Origin of the sequence: Faecalispora anaeroviscerum, from assembly GCF_947568225.1 — a bacterium.
GTDB classification, from domain to species: Bacteria; Bacillota; Clostridia; order Oscillospirales; family Acutalibacteraceae; genus Faecalispora; species Faecalispora anaeroviscerum.
Map to the genome: position 1 here is coordinate 2,531,093 of NZ_CANOOQ010000001.1, position 17,655 is coordinate 2,548,747.

Here is a 17,655-nt window from a genome sequence, read left to right on the forward strand (position 1 = left end):
AAAGCTGCCGGCGATTTTTAAAGTAGCGGAAAAAAGATTTTTGATTCAGAAAAACAGCTAGGGGTGAAGAAATGAGCAAAAATTTGGTTGATCAGGAAAACGATGTCCGCAGTCAGTCTGCCGATGTCGAGGAAAACGGCGAAACAGCTCAAGCGGGTGGAAACAACTTATGGGTGAAGCTGAAGGGCCTTCTGGGGACGGGACAACAGTCGGCTCTATTGGGAGCGGCGTTTCTGATGTTTACGTCGGCAATTGGTCCGGGCTTTTTGATGCAGACGACTACTTTTACGGAACAATACCGGGAATCATTTGGATTTGTCATTCTGGTGGTGACGTTTATTTCGATTTTCGCGCAGCTGAACATATGGCAAATCATTGCCGCCAGCAGGCTTCGCGCTCAGGATGTGGCAAACAAGGTGTTGCCGGGTCTTGGCCATGTCATTGCGTTTTTTGTATCGTTCGGTGGGTTAGCGTTCTGTCTGGCACATAACGCAGCATCCGCTCTGGCAATGAATATCTTGTTCGGACTTGATTACAAGTATGGTTCGCTTGTGATCGGGGTGATCGGAATCGTCGTGTTTACATATAAAAGCATCGGCGTGGTGGTAGATAAATTCTGCGAGATAACCGGACTTTTTATGCTGGTCACGCTTATTTATCTTGGTATTGCTAGCCATCCGCCGGTAGGCCTCGCAATACAATCGACCTTTATGCCCAAAGAGCTGCCCTTATTCCCTGTCGTTACCCTCATCGGCGGAACAGTCGGAGGATTTATCTGTTTTTCAGGCGGACACCGGCTTGTAGACGCAGGCGTTGTTGGCCAGAAAAATTTGAGAAAAGTTGGCGGCTATGCAACACTTGCCATTGTTCTTACCACCATTGTAAGAGTCATGCTGTTCCTTGCCGCGCTGAGCGCCGTCGTGTCCGGATTTAAACTGGATCCTTCCAACCCCGCGGCATCAGTTTTCTCATTTGTAATGGGCCCCGTGGGAGCTATTCTCTTCGCCGTCCTGATTTTCTCGGAAGCACTGAATTCTTTAGTCGGAGCGGCATACACCTCCGTGTCCTTCCTCAAGACCCTTTCTAAAACAATTAATAACCATGAAAGAGGTTCTATTGTAGCTTTTATTGCGCTTTCTACCGTTCTTTTTGAATTTATCGGTCAGCCGGTCAAGGTGATGATTCTTTCCGGCACACTGAATGCACTCATTCTGCCGTTGGCACTGGGCGCAATGCTGATTGCCGCGCACAGAAAGGACATTGTTGGGGACTATAAGCACTCCAAGATCATGACCGTTATGGGATGGGTAGTAGTGGCCATCGCAAGCTATATGGCGATCCGTTCCTTTACCGGAATTCCGGCAATGTGGCTGGACTAAAAAACAGTCTGGTATGGAATCTCCCTTGTGGCTGGGGCCGCATGCAAAGTACGCTTTTTAAGACAAACGGCAGAGAAGCTTCTGCTAATGATAAAAGGTCGGTGCCCATAGGACGCCGGCCTTTTATGCATATCATTATGATTCCCCCGTGCAGACTTAGCCGGGAGAGCGAGCCCCGCTCCATTCTACTTTTTTTCGCGACTCTTCCAGGCATTCCAGGCCGTCAGCGCGGTTAGAACCATTACGCAGCAGGCTAAAATCCAAATTGGCAGACTGTCTGTTTGTCCGCCGACGAGATACAGGTTCCTTGTACCGGCGGTTTGTACGGCTTGCGTTTCTGCCGCTGTTCCCGGGTCGGACGCAGCCGGGGAAGAGTGATTCTTATCGGACGCTTTTGTGGATGCCTTGGAGGATGTTTTGGAGGAGGAAGCTTTGGAGGAACTCCTGCCAGTGGCTCTTGAAGTAGCATCCTCCTTGCTTTTCTGCGCGGAGCTGGTTTTCTCCGCGGTTTGCTTTCCTGTACTTTGTTTTTCCGGGGTGGAAGAAGCTGCGGGCTTTGCGCTTTGCTCTGGCTCGGCAGAGCTTGGATTCTCGGACCGGTTCACACGGATCAGGTACTGCGACTTGCTCTTTTTATCCGCTGCGGTTACGGTTACAACGATTTCGGTCGTTTCGCCCGCCCGCTGCAGCGACTGACGGCTGACCCGTACCGAGCCGCTGTCTGCTGCGTCCGCCTGAAATTTCACCGAGCTGATATTCGAACCAACCCGCAAATCGTACTCGGCAATATCGGGCGAAAAATCGGGGCGCAGCCTTCCGGTAGAGGGCACCAGCTTTTGCAGGCTCGCGTCCTGCGACAAAGCGGGTTTAATGGAAAAGGAAAGCTGAGTATCTCTGTCGTACTGCGGCAGCAGGCGTTCAGCCCAGTCGGCGGTTTGATCAATATCGACCGTAATGGCGGCGGATCCGGGGTCGGCGTCCTCCGGTACGGAAAAAACGAAGGTGATGCACACACCGTTCAGTCTGGGGGCCGAAAGGCCGTCGCAGGCGTACACGCCGGTCACACTCTCTCCGTCGTCATAAAACTGGAATGCCCCGCTCTGAATTTGATCGGAGGTTTCTGTCCGCAAAAAATGCAATCGCGCGCTGTCGTATCCAAGCCGGGCGCGGAATGCTGCCGGAAGCTCACCCTCAGCCAGCGCGCCGGAATTCGCCGAAAGCTCCACGCGCACGGTTTCGCCGGGATAAACGGCTTGTGCGGAAAGAGCCGCCGAAAAATATTCTGTTGCTGCGGCAAAAGCACGGCAGGGATAACCAATCAGTGCGGCGCATACAATCATAATAAGCAGCCATGGTTTTTTCATAGAAACGCCCTTTCAGATCTGGCGGAAATAGGGAAGATAGTGCTTTTTTCTTATTTTACCATACCCCATCGCAAAGCCGCAATATAACAGGGAGAAAGCACTGGTGAAAAAACTTCATTCATAGTTTGTTAACATTTTTTTTGAAAAAAAGACTATGATAATAATGAATAAAACGTAGTTGCTGTTACTTTTTGAAGAAGGAATTGTTATGTTCAAAAATGCTACTCTGACTCACGCGATCATGTGGAATGTTATGATGATCACCATGTGGCATTGTGTGGTGTTTTTTGCCTGCGTCAAGCTGCCGAAGCAAACCTTTGATCCCGTGAAAAGCCGTTATCAGGCGTTCCGCTGGGAGCAGAACGGCAGGTGGTACCGCATTAATTTAAAGATTCAGCTGTGGAAAGACAGTGTACCCCAGTATATTGGAAAAGACGGATTTTCCAAAAAGCATTTGACACGCGTTTCCCCGGAATATCTGGATGAGTTTATGCTGGAAACCTGCCGCGGTGAGTGGATGCATCTGAAAAACTGTATCTGCGTGGTAGTGGTGGTGATTGTAAACTCCTCGTTGATTATGGGGTTGGTTTTTTCCGGGCTAATTTTGCTCGCAAATTTGCCGTTTGTCTGTATTCAGCGGTACAACCGCTTTCGCCTGCAAGCGCTGCGCGACACTCTGATCAAGGAGCGGGCGCGGGTCCGCAGCTTGGAGTCTCGGAACAAAGAAACCGCGTTGCGGTCGATTTCCTGAAAATAACAACATAGTAAAAGCACCCGGTGTGCCCTTTAGGGTCAGCCGGGTGCCTTTTATTGGTGCTGACCCTTTTGGTCAGGGCTTTTTAGTGGAACGACAGAAGAATGTTTCCCACAGGGAGCAGCATTTATCTGCCGCGCAGACAATTGCAGATTCGCGGAATCTGGGGCAGCTTCCGAGCGTAAGGGGCCACATGTGCTTTGCGATGATGTCGCGTTCCCGCTCGCTCAGCGGGAACAGGCGCTCGGCGTTTTTCAGCGCCGCGCGGGGGTGCGTAAAGCCATGCAGGCCGGGGCGGTTCGGATCTTTTTGATGCCAGTCATACAGAAAAAAGTCATGCAGCAGCGCACCGCGCACCAGGCTGTTCCAATCGGCGTGCAGACCCAGCCTGCGGCAAAGCCAGAAGCTGAGTTCAGCAACCGCCACGCTGTGTTCCAGGCAGCTGACCGAACCGTGCTGAATGAACTGCTCCATTCGGAGCACCTGAGGGTGTTCCAAAAGCTGCCGCGCATACCGGTCAAACTGCTCGCGCTCCCGTGGTGTCAGCGAAACGCGCAGACTGCGCGTTTCGCCTGTTTGCGGGGGTGACGGTAACTGATTTTCATTTCGACTGTTTTTCATGGATCGTTTTCCCCATCTGGATGACATACTGGCAGCACGGCTCGGATTATTTCTCCGCCTTGGCCAGGTCGACAAGCGCGTTCACGAGAGCGGACAGATGCTTTTTTGTGTCCTCATCCTTGAGGTTGCCGTCGGTATCGAATTTGTCCCGCGCGAACGAAATAAAGACCTCCGGTTGGTTTACGAGCTTCAGATTCAGCGCAACGCCAACCTGGCGCAGGTGATATTGCACGCGGGCGCCGCCCAGCGCGCTGCTGGAAACGCTGAAGATTGCCGCGGGCTTGCCGGAAAGCGGGCGGGATGGATCGCGGGATGCCCAGTCCAGCGCGTTTTTCAGTACGGGTGGAATCGAATAGTTGTATTCGGGGGTTGCGATCAGCAGAGCGTCAGCCTCGGCAATCTTTTTCTTAAACTCTGTAACAGAGGCCGGCAGCTCGCCGCCCTCCAGATCTTGATTAAAAAAAGGAATCGCAGACAAATCCAGAATTTCAAGCTCTGCGCCCTCTGGCAGCAGTTCCTTGGCAGCGCGTAGCGCGCCGCGATTATAAGAGCCTTTGCGAAGGCTTCCGGTAAATCCTACAAGTTTAATGGTGTTCATAATAAATAGCTCCTTTCTTTTTTTCGGTACAACTTGATAGGGATTGGCAGCATTTTATGGCTGAAACAGGTAGCTGGTCATAGATAGCGAACCCATCAGGCAATCCTCGTTGAAAACGGTCAGCTGATCCGCCTCGTTAGATGCCCCCAGAACAGACAGCAGCGGGTAAAAATGATCGGGCATGGGGAACGCCATTTTGGCAGAGGAACCGGCTTTTCGGTAATCCACAACGTCTGTGAATTCTCTCTGTTTGATTTTGTCCCGAATATAGCCGTCGAATTCCTCGGCCCACGAAAATCCGCTTTCTGCTTCCCATTGAATTTTTGCCAGGTTATGCACCACGTTTCCGCTGCCGATGATCATAATGCCCTCGTCACGCAGGCTCGACAGTTCCCGGCCTATTTGAAAATGAGTTTGTGCGTCGGCGGTGCCGTCTACACTCAGCTGCACCACGGGAATATTGGCCTCGGGGAACATGCGGCACAGCACAGACCATGCGCCGTGGTCGATTCCCCAGCTGTTGTCTGCCCGCACGGGAACGGAAAGCAGTTCCTGCACACGGCCGGCCAGCTCCGGTGAGCCGGGCGAGGGGTACTGCACCCGGTACAGCTCTTCCGGGAACCCGTACATATCATACACCAGGCGCGGCGTTTTCGTATCCATAATTCTGGTTCCGTGAGTATACCAGTGAGCAGAGATCATCAGAATGGCCCGGGGGTGCGCCAGCTGACGCCCAATTTCCTGCCATTTTTTTGTATATTTGTTGTTTTCTACTGCGTTCATTGGGGAGCCATGTCCCACAAACAGCGCAGGCATTCTTTCCGGCATAAGAATCCTCCTTACAGACGCTGGGCCTATGCTTTGTTTTCTAAATCAAACGGCAAAATTTTCCTGTTACAGCTTTATTATATATCGAATTCAAGTGAAAAACCACTGTGATTCTGACAGTTTTTGGGGCTGGGTGTGCGGCCCTTTGATTGTTTCTATGGAGAAAAAGGGTTTTGTGACTTCATCACGATACTTTTCTTTCTGAAAATGATATACTATACTAGAATAATATTCCATGAAACATTGAAATCGGAAAAGGAGAGGCTCAATTATGGCAAATATCGTCATCATCGGCAGAGGGCCCGCTGGTATCTCCGCCGCTCTTTATACCCTGCGCGCCGGAATGGCAACGACAATTATCGGCAAAGACAACGGGACGCTGGAAAAGGTGGAGAAGATCGAGAATTATTATGGATTCCCCGAGCCTATTTCCGGCATGGATCTGGTGCAGACCGGGCTTCAGCAGGCCAAACGTTTGGGCGCTCAGATGGTGGAGGATGAGGTAGTCGGCATTTCGTATGACGGGCGGCTGGTGGTAAAAACTGCGCTCGGCGAATACCCGGCAGACGCGTTAATCCTCGCTACCGGTTCCACCCGTTCTGCACCGCGCATTCGTGGCCTGCAGGAGCTGGAGGGCCACGGCGTCAGCTACTGTGCTGTGTGCGACGGGTTTTTCTACCGCGGCAAAGAGGTGGCGGTTTTGGGTAACGGCGACTATGCCATTCATGAGGCGCTTGAACTGCTGCATACCTCAAAATCCGTCACGGTTTTAACCAACGGCAAGAAGATGCTTGCTTCTGTGCCGGAAGGCATTGGACTCTGCACAAAAGAGATTCAGTCGCTCGACGGCGATCCGGTTTTGAGCGGTGTGCGGTTTGAGGACGGTTCCTCTCTGGCGGCAGAGGGAGTGTTTGTGGCAGTCGGCGTGGCCGGCAGTACCGATCTGGCCCGTAAGCTGGGGGCAGAGGTGGAAAACAACAAGATTGTTGTCGATGAAAATATGGCGACGAATATTCCGGGGCTTTATGCGGCCGGGGACTGCACCGGGGGTCTGCTTCAGGTTTCCAAGGCTGTTTACGAAGGCGCGAAGGCGGGAACGGAAGCCGTTAAATTCGTGCGCGCCATGGCAAAAACAATAAAAGCATAACATCGCCATGCGGTTTTGTTTTGATCGCCGGTCTGCTTTGCAGGCTGGCGTTTTTGCGCATTCATATGCTCCCGCTCTGCCAAATACAGCTTTTAACAGGAAATCCAGCGAGGTTGTAATTTACAGAGGAACTTTTAAAAACAAGAATAATTATTATTTATTTCTGGAAATCGATTGAAAAGCCTTGCGTTTTTATTAAAAAAGAGATAAGATGAAATTGAAATTTCTGGAAAGAGATCTCATCCAATCAAACTAGGCTGCATTTTGTCCCGCGGCGGGTACGGCGGCTTTGGGGCACAACGGCTGTTTCCAAATTTCAAAAAGGAGTGGACAACATGAAATCTGCTGTTTTTTATCAGTGCAAGCATTGCGGTAATCTGGTGGCGCTTGTCGGCTTTGGCGGCGGCACATTAACCTGCTGCGGAGACCCGATGGTGCAGCTGCAGGCCAATGTGACCGACGCGGCGCACGAAAAGCATGTGCCGGTGGCCCGTGTGGCGGGGAACCGCCTGATCGTTGAGGTTGGCTCTGTGGAACACCCGATGATTGCCGAGCATTATATCGAGTGGATCGCATTGGAAGACGGCGACCGGCTTGAAATTGTTAAGCTGCACCCGGGCGACAAGCCGAGGGCGGAATTCACCTACCATCCGGGTGAGGCTCACGACGAGATTTTCGCCGGTGAAAACGATGAGATTGTTCCCAATTGTGAAGGCAATCCCTGCAATTTTGTGTACCGCGAGCAGGCGGCCTCTCACGCGGTGGTGTATGCGTTCTGTAATTTGCATGGGCTGTGGAAGGCGGAGCTGTAAAGCGTTTCCGATTTTCTGAACACATAGCTTGATAAAGAAACAAACCAAAGAACGGGTATGGGTGGGTACGAGCCGGTGCCACCCGTGCCTGAATGGTAGAGGAGTGCTATTGATGGCCTATACATTGACAAGTGACCTGATTACAAACAACAGCATGATCGATACACAGCACAAGCAGCTGTTTGATGCGATCAACGCTCTGCTGGATGCTTGCTCCAAGGGGCAGGGACGCGCGGAAATCGGTAAGACTCTCGATTTCCTGAGCAAATATGTGGACAAGCATTTTTCCGATGAGGAAAAGCTGCAGCGCCAGTATACGTACCCGGAGTACGACAAGCACCATAAATTCCATGAGGAATACAAAAAGATCATCCGCGATCTTCAGCAGGAGCTGAACCAGAACGGTGCAAATATTGCGCTGGTGGCTAAGGTCAACACCGCCATCGGCGGCTGGCTGGTCAACCACATCAAGCGTGAGGATTTGAAGATGGCAAAGTACATCCGAGAGCATCAGAAATAAGTAAAAGACGCTGTCCGTTTCGGGCAGCGTCTTTTTTTGGCAGGCTGAGCCTGCACGCACGTCGCGGGGAAGTTCACAGGAGAAACAGCTTTTCGCATCGTAAAAATTTTTTTATTTTTATTGAAATTTTCCAACGGAATTCCTCCGCATGGAAATTCTGCTGGCGCAGGGCTTGCCCCTCGGGCCGGGGCAGGCCCCAACTTTCTTTACGAAAAGAAAGTTGGCAAAGATTCGCCCAAGGCTCCGCCTTCGGAATCCGTTTGGGGAACGGTTCCGGAACACATCAACAAAAGCGCCCTTTCGCGAAAGTAGGTGCCTGCCCCGGCACGAGAGGCAAGGCTGCGCGGGCAGGAATCACCCTGCGTCAAAGCCGCACAGAAAAGCTTTTTCTTTTTTAAGAAATGCTTGACCCGGCATGGGCGGTAAACCCGCGCAAGCAGATAGGCCAAGCCTGCACGCACATCGCAAAAAACTTCGCAAAGAAAAAAGTCCTTCTTCTATCGCAAACCAAAGACTTGCGCCGAATGAAGAAGCATTTCCGGGAGGCCTCTCCAGCAAAATCATTTAAAAATAGAAAAATGAAAATCGGGAAAGCTATCTTCAAAGAATTTTTTTGTTACTCTTGACAAACTGGTGCGCAGGGAGTAAAGTATAGATACACCCCACCCGGGGTATAGGGAGGCAATATTATGAATCAAAAATACAATATAACTGGAATGAGCTGCTCAGCCTGCTCCGCTGCGGTGGAGAAGAGCGTGAAAAAGCTCGAGGGCGTAGGGGACGTGAACGTCAACCTGCTTTCGAACAGCATGACGGTTCATTTTGATGAAAGTATTCTGGACGACAACCGCATCATTTCTGCGGTGGAGGGCGCAGGCTACGGTGCCAGCGTCCTTACGCACGGCGCGGCTCCGGTTGCGCAGAAAACAGTGGACCCGGTGCAGGAAGAGCTGAAATCCATGCGCATGCGGCTGATCGTGTCATTTGTGTTCTGGATTCCGCTGATGTATCTGGCGATGCACCATATGCTCAACGAATGGATCGGCCTGCCGGTGCCGGATGCAATTAAGAACGCGTTCCACGGTGCGGAGAATGGAATTCCGTTTGCGTTTACCCAGCTTCTGCTGCTTCTGCCGATCGTATATGTCAACCGGAAATATTTTCAGGTTGGTTTCAAAACACTCTGGAAGCGCTCGCCCAACATGGATTCGCTGATTGCCATCGGTTCTACGGCGGCGATCGCCTACGGCATTTTCGCCATCTATAAAATTGGCTATGCGCTGGGCACGGATAATATGATGATGGCCGACCATTACCTGATGGATTTGTATTTTGAATCCGCGGGTACGATTTTAACGCTGATCACCTTCGGCAAATATCTGGAAGCGCGCTCGAAGGGCAAAACCTCTGAGGCAATTTCAAAGCTGATGGATTTGGCCCCAAAGACAGCTGAGGTGCTGCGCGACGGAAAAGAAGTCGAAATTCCCGTCGACCAGGTCACAGTGGGCGACATCGTGCTGATTCGCCCCGGGAAGAGCATCCCGGTTGACGGCGTGGTTGTCGAGGGCTCCTCCGCGGTTGATCAGTCCGCGCTTACCGGCGAAAGCATCCCGGTGGAAAAGACCGTGGGCGATTCCGTGATTGCCGCTACGCTGAACAAGACCGGATTTTTCAAAATGGAAGCGAAAAAGGTAGGCGGCGATACCACTCTGGCGCAGATCATCGAGTTGGTGGAGGAAGCCAGCTCGTCCAAAGCGCCAATCGCAAAGCTCGCGGATCGAATCAGCGGCGTGTTTGTCCCAGTCGTGATCGGAATTGCACTGCTAGCCGCTATCGTCTGGCTGCTGCTGGGGCAGTCGTTTGAGTTTGCACTTTCCATCGCGATTGCGGTGCTGGTCATTTCGTGCCCCTGCGCGCTTGGGCTTGCAACCCCTGTGGCCATCATGGTCGGTACCGGCAAGGGCGCTTCCAACGGCATCCTGATCAAATCTGCCGAAGCTCTTGAAACAGCCCACACCGTGGGCGCTGTGGTACTCGATAAAACCGGCACGATTACCGAGGGGAAGCCCCGCGTAACGGATATTTTGCCAGCCCCCGGTATTGAGGAGCGAGAGCTTCTTGCCGCCGCCGCGTCAATTGAAAAGCCGTCGGAGCATCCGCTGGCCGAAGCGATCGTCGAAAAGGCTGCCGAGCTTTCGCTGGTACTTTCGCCGGTCGGGGAGTTCCAGGCCGTGTCCGGTCGGGGAATCCTCACCAGCATCGGCGGCGAGCCGTATGCGGCCGGGAACCTGGCTTTGATGCAGGAGAAGAAGGTGGATACCGGTGCTTTGTGGCAGCAGGCGGAAGCCTTTTCTGAGCAAGGCAAAACCTCACTGTTTTTTGCCAAGGGAGAGCGGCTTCTCGGCGTAATCGCCGTAGCCGATGTGATTAAGCCCACCAGCCGTCAGGCGGTGCGCGAGCTTACCGCCATGGGCATAGATGTGGTCATGCTGACCGGCGACAACAAACGCACCGCTGAAGCAATCCGCAGGCAGCTGGGCATCGGCCGTGTGGTCGCGGAGGTGCTGCCGCAGGATAAGGAAGAGGAAATCCGTTCCATTCAGGCGTCCGGTAAGCGCGTGGCCATGGTAGGCGACGGCATTAACGATGCTCCAGCACTGGCCCGGGCCGATGTCGGCATCGCCATCGGCGCCGGTACGGATATCGCCATCGAATCCGCAGACATTGTGCTGATGAAGAGCGATCTGATGGATGTGGTGACGGCGATTCAGCTCAGCCGCGCAACCATTCGCAATATTAAGCAAAATCTGTTCTGGGCGTTTTTCTACAACAGCATCGGTATCCCGCTGGCGGCCGGCGTGTTCTATGTGCTGCTGGGCTGGAAGCTGAATCCCATGTTTGCGGCGGCGGCGATGAGCCTTAGCTCCGTGTGTGTGGTGACGAACGCCCTGCGGCTGAAATTCTTTAGGCCCCGCCGCCGGTTTGACGGGGAGAGCGAAATTTGACAAATCAGAAAGGAAACGGTACTATGAAAAAGCTGATTACCATTGAAGGAATGCACTGCGAGCACTGCCAGGCCAAGGCGGAAAAAGCGCTGAACGGAATTGATGGCGTGGAGGCCAAGGTGAACCTGAAGCACAAGCAGGCCACCGTTACCCTCAGCCGCGACGTGCCCGACGAGGAGTTCGCAAAGGTATTGGACGACGCCGGCTATCAGCTGGTTTCTGTCACAGAGAAGCGGGGCTTGTTCGGCTGATTCGGCTCCAGATAGAGAGGTGCAAAGGATGCAGGCAGACAGAGAAAAAACGCTGCGGTTGCTGAAAACAGCCCGCGGCCAGATGGATGGTCTGATCCGCATGGTTGAGGAGGATCGATATTGTATCGATATTTCCAACCAGCTGATGGCTACGCAGGCGATTCTGCGCAGTATTAACCGCGAGGTGCTGCACACGCATTTAACCAGCTGCGTCAGTCAGGCACTGAACAGCGAAGAGCAGCAAAAAAAAATCGATGAGATTATTGGCGTGATGGATAAGCTCTCAAAATAGATCGTCTGAAAAAAGGTTTTGCCGTTTGGCAGAATCTTTTTTCTTGAAGATCGTGCGATTCCTTTCTGCAATGCGGAATCTGTCGCCATACCTGCAAGAGCTTTCCGTAAAGACCAGCTGCCCATACTGGAAAAAGTACGGCAAATTTCGCAAACTAACAAAATACTACATACACTCTATGCAAGCGCATAAATGCTCTGGTTTCTTTTTTCCTTTTTGATGTTTTTGTTTAAAAAAAGCAAACTCCGTCCGATAATATAAGTAGGTGTATTGTAAAAGGTACAGCCCCAATGGACTGACCGAAAAACGGGAGTTGCTGTTTCTTGTTTTTATTTGTCGGCCCGGTTAAATTTGTGCAAAGGGAGAGAATTGCGCTGTGAAGTCTTTAAAGTCGAAGTTACATCTTTTTATTATGATATTGGTGCTGTTCACCAACGTACTTGCTACGGGCGTTACCTGCTGGCTGTCTTACCGGAATTCCATGACGCAGGCCGAACAAACCTCGTCGTATCTGGCAGAATCCTACAAGCAGTTTTTGGGTTCTGAGATGAACAAATATCGCAAAGAGGCGGAGGCTGTTGCGAAGTCTGCTGTTTTAAGCTCTGCGGATGCGGCGGCGCGGCAGCAGTATTTACAGGAACAGGCTAAGCAGGACGGCTTTGTGTATTTTGCGCTGGCCGACAGTCAGGGCAATACGCAGCAGGATGGAAATGTATCGCAGGAAAAATGGTTCCAGTCCGCCAAAAGCGGAACAGCCTATATCGGCGACCCGGTCAAGAGCCGCCGCGGAGATGACCTCACACTGACCATCGGCGCGCCGGTGAGCGGCGGTCAGGTGATCTATGGCGAAATCACGTACGACGCGTTTGCCAAAATGCAGGAAAATATTAAAATCAGTGACGAGGGGTATGCTTTTGTCATCAGTCAGGATTCCAAGACCGTGCTGCACCCCAGCAAGGATACAGTCGCAAATCCGGTGAATTACGCCGAAAAAGCCAAAACGGATAAAAGCGTACAGCCTGTGGCAGAACTGTATAGCCGTGCAATTTCCGGAGAAACCGGAATCGAGTATACAATTTATCAGGGCGAGAAAAGGCAAGTAGGCTTTACGCAGATTTCCGGTCCGGAGAAATGGGCAATTGCGGTTTCCCGCCCGATCAGCCAGATCATGCAGGATCTGTACCGTACATTGTTGATCAACGTGGGAGTTGCGGTGCTGATTCAGCTGCTGACTTTGGTTGCCTCGGGGATGTTTGCGGCTCGTTTGGCAAAGCCGATTGAGGATGCCACAGAGAGAATTGAGCTGCTGGCGAAGGGGGACCTGCAAACCGATGTGCCGCAGGTGAAGAGCCGCGATGAAATTGCCCGCCTTTCCACTGCTCTGGGTCACACGGTTCAGGAGCTTCGCTTATACATTCAGGATATTTCGTATGTACTCGATGCGGTTTCCCGCAATAATCTGACCGTAGAGAGCGGCGTACAGTACCGCGGTGATTTTGCCCCGATTCGGGAATCACTGACACGGATTCTGGAGTCACTTAACGAAACCTTTGAGGGAATCTCGCAGGCGGCGTACCAGGTGAATGCCGGAGCCGAAGAAATGGCACTGGGAGCGCAGAATCTGGCGCAGAACTCCGCGGAGCAGGCCAGCACAGTGGAATCGCTGAATACTTCTTTACAGAATGTTTCTGAGCATGTGAAGAACAATGCCTCACACGCTACCTCCGTGGAAGGGCTGTCGAATGAAACCATCCGGTTTGTGCAGCAGGGCAATGAGCAGATGAACCAGATGCTTCAGTCCATGCGCGACATTGACCATGCTGCAAACGAGATTTCAGATATCATTAAGGTGATAGATGATATTGCGGCGCAGACGAATATTCTGGCGCTGAACGCGGCCGTAGAGGCGGCCCGCGCGGGTTCGGCCGGCAAGGGCTTCGCCGTTGTGGCGGACGAGGTGCGCAGTCTGGCTTCGAAGAGCGCCCAGGCGACGACCACCACCTCCGATTTGATCCAGAAGGCCATTGATTCCGTAAAAAAGGGAATGGTAATCGCAGATCAGACTGCGGAATCGCTCGATCAGATGGTAGAAAAGAGCGGGCAGGTCAACGAGCTGATCAACCGGATTGCCGAGGCATCCAATGAGCAGGCCAAGGCAATTACAGAACTGGACAATGGCATGCTCCAGATTTCTTCGGTCACGCAGACAAATTCCGCAACCGCAGAGGAGAGCGCAGCGGCCAGCGAAGAGCTTTCCAGCCAATCTGAGATGCTCAAAGAGCTGATGCAGCGCTTCCAGACGAAGGGCAGCGCAGCCACGCAACACCCGCAAAGCGGCGACGAATAAACGATCAATTATAGAAGGAGATATCCCGGGCATGGGATGAATTCCCTGCCCGGGCGTATGATTGGAGGGCGGCGGGGAATTCTATTTTTCGGGCCGAAGCGCGCGCCAAATTAAAAAAAATCTCGTTTTGTGTTGACAAGCCCCTATTCAATTGCTATAATATACAAGTTCTCAACTCAGATGAATCATTAGCTCAGCTGGCAGAGCACCTGACTTTTAATCAGGGTGTCCGGGGTTCGAATCCCCGATGGTTCACCAATAACAGCCCATCTGACTGAAAAACACCCCAATTGTTAGACAGTATGATATACTGAATAACGATTGGGGTGTTTTTCTATGCCAAAGGGAGTGTCAAACAAGCGCTACACATCGGAGTTCAAGGTAATGGTAGTGGAAACGATGCGCAAAGACGGAATTATCTGCCGGGAAGCAGCAAGGCTATATGACGTTAATAGCCATCATCAGGTACAGAACTGGGAGCGAATTTATCCTACAGAAGGGCCGGAAGGTCTTGCCGTAGAGCGCCGTGGTCGGGGCAGCAAGGGGCTGTTTGCCGAAGCTGCCGGCGAAGGTGGAAGAAAACCTTCTCGCTGAGAACCAGCGGTTACGAGCAGAGATATTGGGTCACTAAGACTTTTCATCAGGATATTAAAAATTTGAATTCCTAAGGCTTCATCAAAAACACCCCATTCAATACAATGGGGTGTTTTTTAGCGCTGATGTGTCACCGGTGATATCGGTGTCTTTTTATTTTCGGTGAGATTTTTCATTTACCGAAGACAAATGGTGCTGTTGTTACACTGACTAATGGATCAGCTCTGATACACTGAAACCACAGTCCAATCGGATTCTATCTAGCAGGTTTTTGCTGTCTGTGCCAGACACTCGCAGTCATTTTCACCAAGGATTTTCGCCGCGTGCAGAAGCAGGGCCACACGATCCTTTTGGGTGCTGGTGGCTTCAAGTCGGGCAATACCGGAAAAGTAAGGATTTGTTTTTCCCGAATGGACTTTTGGTGGAGGAGAAATCCGTTCCGGCAGGATGTCGGTTACCTCATCCACCTCGTCAACGATTAACCCAAAATCACGATTCAGTACATGCGTAATAATAATGCAGGTGCGGTCATTGTATGGAATTTCCGTTTTTCCTAACCGCAGCCGCACATCGATTACGGGAATGATCTGTCCGCGCAGGTTGATTACTCCTTTCGAGTAAGCCGGATATTCCGGCAGCTGTGTGATTTCCTGTATTCCCACAATCTGAACTACCTCTGTAATGGGGATTCCAAAAAGTTGATGATCCGTCCAAAAAGTGAGGTATCGTATGCTGAGTTCGTCCGTTTGTTTTTCTTTCTGGAATCTGTTTTGTGCTTCCATTCACAAAACTCCTTTTCAAAGTTGTAGCAGGGTGCTTTTTTAGAAATAATACTCAGGCGTTTCCGTTGAGGCGTGCCCGGCATTCCCTGACAACTGGAACTTTGCCACCTCGCCCTGTAAGGTTTGTGCCTGCGCTGCCAATTCTTCGCTGGAAGCAGAGCTTTCCTCGGCAGTAGCCGCGTTGGTTTGCACAACAGAGGATACCTGCGACAAGCCCTGAGTAATCTGTTCAATGGAAGTGGCTTGCTCAGTGGAGGCCTGTTCGATTTCGCGGATTGACTGTTCCGCCATTTGTGATTTTTCAGATACATTGCTCAAAACCTTCAGCGTTTCAGAAGCCAGCCGTGTCCCTTCGGATACGGTGAGAGACGATTTTTCTATCAACTCTGCCGTCTGCTTGGCTGCCTCTGCCGATTTTGCCGCAAGGCTACGTACCTCATCCGCCACTACGGCAAAGCCTTTGCCGGCGTTTCCTGCACGGGCGGCTTCCACAGCGGCGTTGAGGGCAAGAATATTGGTCTGGAAAGCAATATCTTCCACAAGCTTTGTGATTTTGGAAATCTGCTGAGAAGAATCTCCGATTTCATTCATAGCGGTATACAGGCTCTGCATATACTGATTGCTTTCGGCAACCCCAGTGCCGGCCTGCCCCACATATTCTGTGGCCTTGTGAACGCTAACCGCATTTTGCTCCGCCTGCTGAGCAACCGTTATAATAGAGGCGTTCAGCTCTTCTACAGCTGCCGCCTGTTCCGCCGCGCCCGAAGCCAAAGCCTGCGATGCGCAGGACACCTGCTCCGCGCCGGAGTTGACCTGATTTGCGGCTGTATTGATTAACTGAAGCGTCTGACTTAGGTCGATTTCAATCTTTTTAAGTGCAAGGCCCAAAGCGTCCTCATTGGAACGCAGGGGAACCGTTTGTGTAAAATCACCGTTGCTGATCAGTTTGGCAACCTCTACCTGCGCACGGATTCCCTCCAGCATTTGGGTAAAGGAGGAAGCAAGCATACCGGTTTCATCTTTGGAATCCAGGTCATGGAGGTCAATATCTACGCGCCCGAGCGAAATATGATTCGAGGCTTCTACCACACGGCTAATTGGCTTGCTGATAATGTTGGAGATTCGCAGCCCCAGAAAAACTGCTGCGCCAGCTCCACCCATCAGAATGACAATTAGGATCACCGTTAATAAAAGAGCGGTCGAATCATTGGAAGCACTGGTTTCTTTTGCGGCGAGCATCCGCTTGTCTGTCAACGAATTATAGTTGTCATATAGTTTTTGCATTGAATCCTGAACTGCAACTAAAACTGCGTTAGCTGCCTTCTGATCTCCGGTTTTTGCCAATTCAAAGCTCTTTTGGATTGCCGGGTCGAAAGAATCAGTAAAAAGTTTTTGCGTTTCATCAAACAGAGCCAGTGTATCTACGTTTTTAATTGAGTTGCGATAGGTGGCCGACTCCTCTAAAAAGGTTTGTTTGCTGCTGAGATAATTTGATTCGTACGTTTCAATCTGCTTCAAATCCCCCGCGCTGATCACGGCTCCCCGCACATCTACCCTAATCTGATAGATGCTCTCTAATGAATTGATCAAATTCTTTATCGGCGCTGTTTGGCCTTCATACAGATAAGTGTCCATATTGTTAATATGAACCATTCCGAAAATTCCCATGCCGCCTATAATAAGCATAAGAACTGTCATACTTAAAAATCCGGTTAATAATTTGCGCTTAATACTATAATCTTTAAACTTTTTCATCATTAATACCCTCCTGCTTTTGTGTTTCCGTACAAAAAACGGAACTGTGTAAAATCCGGTGCCAGTAATACCCTCAAGTAATTAAAAAAGAGATTCTTCTGTTTGGACGCAGCGCGGGAGCTTTCTCTAATGACTTTTTTCGACAAATTTCGCACTTGCTATACAAACTGAATGAGATATGCCTTATTTCTAACTTAAAATTTGGTTGAAAAAGAACGCTCCTTTCTTATGTAATCGTAGTCATGTGAATCCATGTGTGACTGCAACTGAACAAGCGCTGAAAAAGAGTTTAATAGAAAAATAAAAATCGCAAAAAATGTAAGAAATTGATCGATCTAAATCAGTGGCGGTTGCAGAGAAAATTCCATTTTTACACACCTGGATCGCGCGCGAAATCGTCAGAAAGGAACCTCTAAATATGCCCCTATCAAACAGGATAAAGAATCTGGTGTTATGATTAATTGGAAAAATTTCACGTACTAATTTTAGTAATTTCTGCACGGAATTTTGATACCGCAGATTTATGCATCAGAATATGTTTTACACGCATGATTGAAACACTCATCTTGCCAATTTCTTGACACGCAGCATTTCTATCTTGACACC

Annotated in this window: 16 protein-coding genes and 1 tRNA gene; 11 read left to right on the top strand and 6 right to left on the bottom strand. The window is 50.9% G+C overall.

Features of this window, described 5'->3' with window-relative positions; translation table 11 throughout:
* Window positions 1-71: 71 nt before the first annotated feature.
* Window positions 72-1,379 (top strand): NRAMP family divalent metal transporter, encoded by a 1,308-nt coding sequence (locus QOS46_RS12540; RefSeq protein ID WP_283610214.1) that lies wholly within the window; start codon window positions 72-74, stop codon window positions 1,377-1,379.
* 185 nt (window positions 1,380-1,564) lie between these two features.
* On the opposite strand, the gene QOS46_RS12545 is transcribed toward QOS46_RS12540, so the two are convergent.
* Window positions 1,565-2,743, bottom strand: coding sequence for a cadherin-like beta sandwich domain-containing protein (locus QOS46_RS12545; protein WP_283610215.1), 1,179 nt, complete (start codon window positions 2,741-2,743; stop codon window positions 1,565-1,567).
* A 208-nt stretch (window positions 2,744-2,951) separates the two neighbouring features.
* On the opposite strand from QOS46_RS12545, the gene QOS46_RS12550 reads away from it, so the two are divergent.
* Window positions 2,952-3,494 (top strand): glycosyl-4,4'-diaponeurosporenoate acyltransferase CrtO family protein, encoded by a 543-nt coding sequence (locus QOS46_RS12550; RefSeq protein WP_283610217.1) that lies wholly within the window; start codon window positions 2,952-2,954, stop codon window positions 3,492-3,494.
* Window positions 3,495-3,572: 78 nt separating this feature from the next.
* Here QOS46_RS12550 and QOS46_RS12555 read toward each other — a convergent pair whose 3' ends face one another.
* The 3 genes from QOS46_RS12555 to ygiD are packed head-to-tail and all read right to left on the bottom strand — an operon-like array spanning window position 3,573 to window position 5,544.
* Window positions 3,573-4,118 carry an HD domain-containing protein gene (locus tag QOS46_RS12555; RefSeq protein ID WP_283610219.1) on the bottom strand — a complete coding sequence of 182 codons (546 nt, stop codon included), beginning with the start codon at window positions 4,116-4,118 and terminating at the stop codon, window positions 3,573-3,575.
* Between the two features lie 46 nt (window positions 4,119-4,164).
* The gene (locus tag QOS46_RS12560; protein WP_283610220.1) at window positions 4,165-4,716 is read right to left on the bottom strand and encodes an NADPH-dependent FMN reductase; all 552 of its coding nucleotides are present in this window, start codon (window positions 4,714-4,716) and stop codon (window positions 4,165-4,167) included.
* Window positions 4,717-4,770: 54 nt separating this feature from the next.
* A complete protein-coding gene (ygiD, locus tag QOS46_RS12565) occupies window positions 4,771-5,544 on the bottom strand; it encodes a 4,5-DOPA-extradiol-dioxygenase (protein ID WP_283610221.1) in 774 nt (257 codons plus the stop codon).
* Window positions 5,545-5,815: 271 nt separating this feature from the next.
* On the opposite strand from ygiD, the gene QOS46_RS12570 reads away from it, so the two are divergent.
* The 9 genes from QOS46_RS12570 to QOS46_RS12605 all read left to right on the top strand — a co-directional run bounded on the left by QOS46_RS12570 (window position 5,816) and on the right by QOS46_RS12605 (window position 14,512).
* Window positions 5,816-6,691 (top strand): NAD(P)/FAD-dependent oxidoreductase, encoded by an 876-nt coding sequence (locus QOS46_RS12570; protein WP_283610222.1) that lies wholly within the window; start codon window positions 5,816-5,818, stop codon window positions 6,689-6,691.
* 335 nt (window positions 6,692-7,026) lie between these two features.
* Complete coding sequence (locus tag QOS46_RS12575) at window positions 7,027-7,503, top strand: desulfoferrodoxin family protein (RefSeq protein WP_283610224.1); 477 nt, start codon at window positions 7,027-7,029, stop codon at window positions 7,501-7,503.
* 112 nt (window positions 7,504-7,615) lie between these two features.
* Window positions 7,616-8,023, top strand: a complete 408-nt coding sequence (locus QOS46_RS12580; RefSeq protein ID WP_283610226.1) for a hemerythrin family protein — start codon at window positions 7,616-7,618, stop codon at window positions 8,021-8,023.
* Between the two features lie 689 nt (window positions 8,024-8,712).
* Window positions 8,713-11,028, top strand: a complete 2,316-nt coding sequence (locus QOS46_RS12585) for a heavy metal translocating P-type ATPase (protein WP_333782976.1) — start codon at window positions 8,713-8,715, stop codon at window positions 11,026-11,028.
* Complete coding sequence (locus tag QOS46_RS14235; RefSeq protein WP_333782977.1) at window positions 11,025-11,279, top strand: heavy-metal-associated domain-containing protein; 255 nt, start codon at window positions 11,025-11,027, stop codon at window positions 11,277-11,279. Before QOS46_RS12585 ends, QOS46_RS14235 begins: the two co-directional genes overlap by 4 nt.
* 28 nt (window positions 11,280-11,307) lie before the next feature.
* Window positions 11,308-11,571, top strand: coding sequence for a metal-sensing transcriptional repressor (locus QOS46_RS12590; protein ID WP_283610228.1), 264 nt, complete (start codon window positions 11,308-11,310; stop codon window positions 11,569-11,571).
* A 376-nt stretch (window positions 11,572-11,947) separates the two neighbouring features.
* Window positions 11,948-13,918 carry a methyl-accepting chemotaxis protein gene (locus QOS46_RS12595; RefSeq protein ID WP_283610230.1) on the top strand — a complete coding sequence of 657 codons (1,971 nt, stop codon included), beginning with the start codon at window positions 11,948-11,950 and terminating at the stop codon, window positions 13,916-13,918.
* A gap of 182 nt (window positions 13,919-14,100) precedes the next feature.
* Window positions 14,101-14,176: transfer RNA gene (locus QOS46_RS12600), tRNA-Lys, on the top strand.
* Between the two features lie 78 nt (window positions 14,177-14,254).
* Window positions 14,255-14,512, top strand: coding sequence for a helix-turn-helix domain-containing protein (locus QOS46_RS12605; protein ID WP_283610232.1), 258 nt, complete (start codon window positions 14,255-14,257; stop codon window positions 14,510-14,512).
* 260 nt (window positions 14,513-14,772) lie between these two features.
* On the opposite strand, the gene QOS46_RS12610 is transcribed toward QOS46_RS12605, so the two are convergent.
* Window positions 14,773-15,294 (bottom strand): chemotaxis protein CheW, encoded by a 522-nt coding sequence (locus tag QOS46_RS12610; RefSeq protein ID WP_283610234.1) that lies wholly within the window; start codon window positions 15,292-15,294, stop codon window positions 14,773-14,775.
* A 39-nt stretch (window positions 15,295-15,333) separates the two neighbouring features.
* Entirely contained in the window at window positions 15,334-17,049 is a 1,716-nt protein-coding gene (locus QOS46_RS12615) for a methyl-accepting chemotaxis protein (protein ID WP_283610236.1), read from the bottom strand.
* Window positions 17,050-17,655 lie beyond the last annotated feature (606 nt).

Coding starts and splice junctions, on each gene's coding strand:
- QOS46_RS12540 (WP_283610214.1), top strand. CDS start 72: ATGAGCAAAAATTTGGTTGATCAGGAAAACGATGTCCGCAGTCAGTCT.
- QOS46_RS12545 (WP_283610215.1), bottom strand. CDS start 2,743: ATGAAAAAACCATGGCTGCTTATTATGATTGTATGCGCCGCACTGATT.
- QOS46_RS12550 (WP_283610217.1), top strand. CDS start 2,952: ATGTTCAAAAATGCTACTCTGACTCACGCGATCATGTGGAATGTTATG.
- QOS46_RS12555 (WP_283610219.1), bottom strand. CDS start 4,118: ATGAAAAACAGTCGAAATGAAAATCAGTTACCGTCACCCCCGCAAACA.
- QOS46_RS12560 (WP_283610220.1), bottom strand. CDS start 4,716: ATGAACACCATTAAACTTGTAGGATTTACCGGAAGCCTTCGCAAAGGC.
- ygiD (WP_283610221.1), bottom strand. CDS start 5,544: ATGCCGGAAAGAATGCCTGCGCTGTTTGTGGGACATGGCTCCCCAATG.
- QOS46_RS12570 (WP_283610222.1), top strand. CDS start 5,816: ATGGCAAATATCGTCATCATCGGCAGAGGGCCCGCTGGTATCTCCGCC.
- QOS46_RS12575 (WP_283610224.1), top strand. CDS start 7,027: ATGAAATCTGCTGTTTTTTATCAGTGCAAGCATTGCGGTAATCTGGTG.
- QOS46_RS12580 (WP_283610226.1), top strand. CDS start 7,616: ATGGCCTATACATTGACAAGTGACCTGATTACAAACAACAGCATGATC.
- QOS46_RS12585 (WP_333782976.1), top strand. CDS start 8,713: ATGAATCAAAAATACAATATAACTGGAATGAGCTGCTCAGCCTGCTCC.
- QOS46_RS12590 (WP_283610228.1), top strand. CDS start 11,308: ATGCAGGCAGACAGAGAAAAAACGCTGCGGTTGCTGAAAACAGCCCGC.
- QOS46_RS12605 (WP_283610232.1), top strand. CDS start 14,255: ATGCCAAAGGGAGTGTCAAACAAGCGCTACACATCGGAGTTCAAGGTA.
- QOS46_RS12610 (WP_283610234.1), bottom strand. CDS start 15,294: ATGGAAGCACAAAACAGATTCCAGAAAGAAAAACAAACGGACGAACTC.
- QOS46_RS12615 (WP_283610236.1), bottom strand. CDS start 17,049: ATGAAAAAGTTTAAAGATTATAGTATTAAGCGCAAATTATTAACCGGA.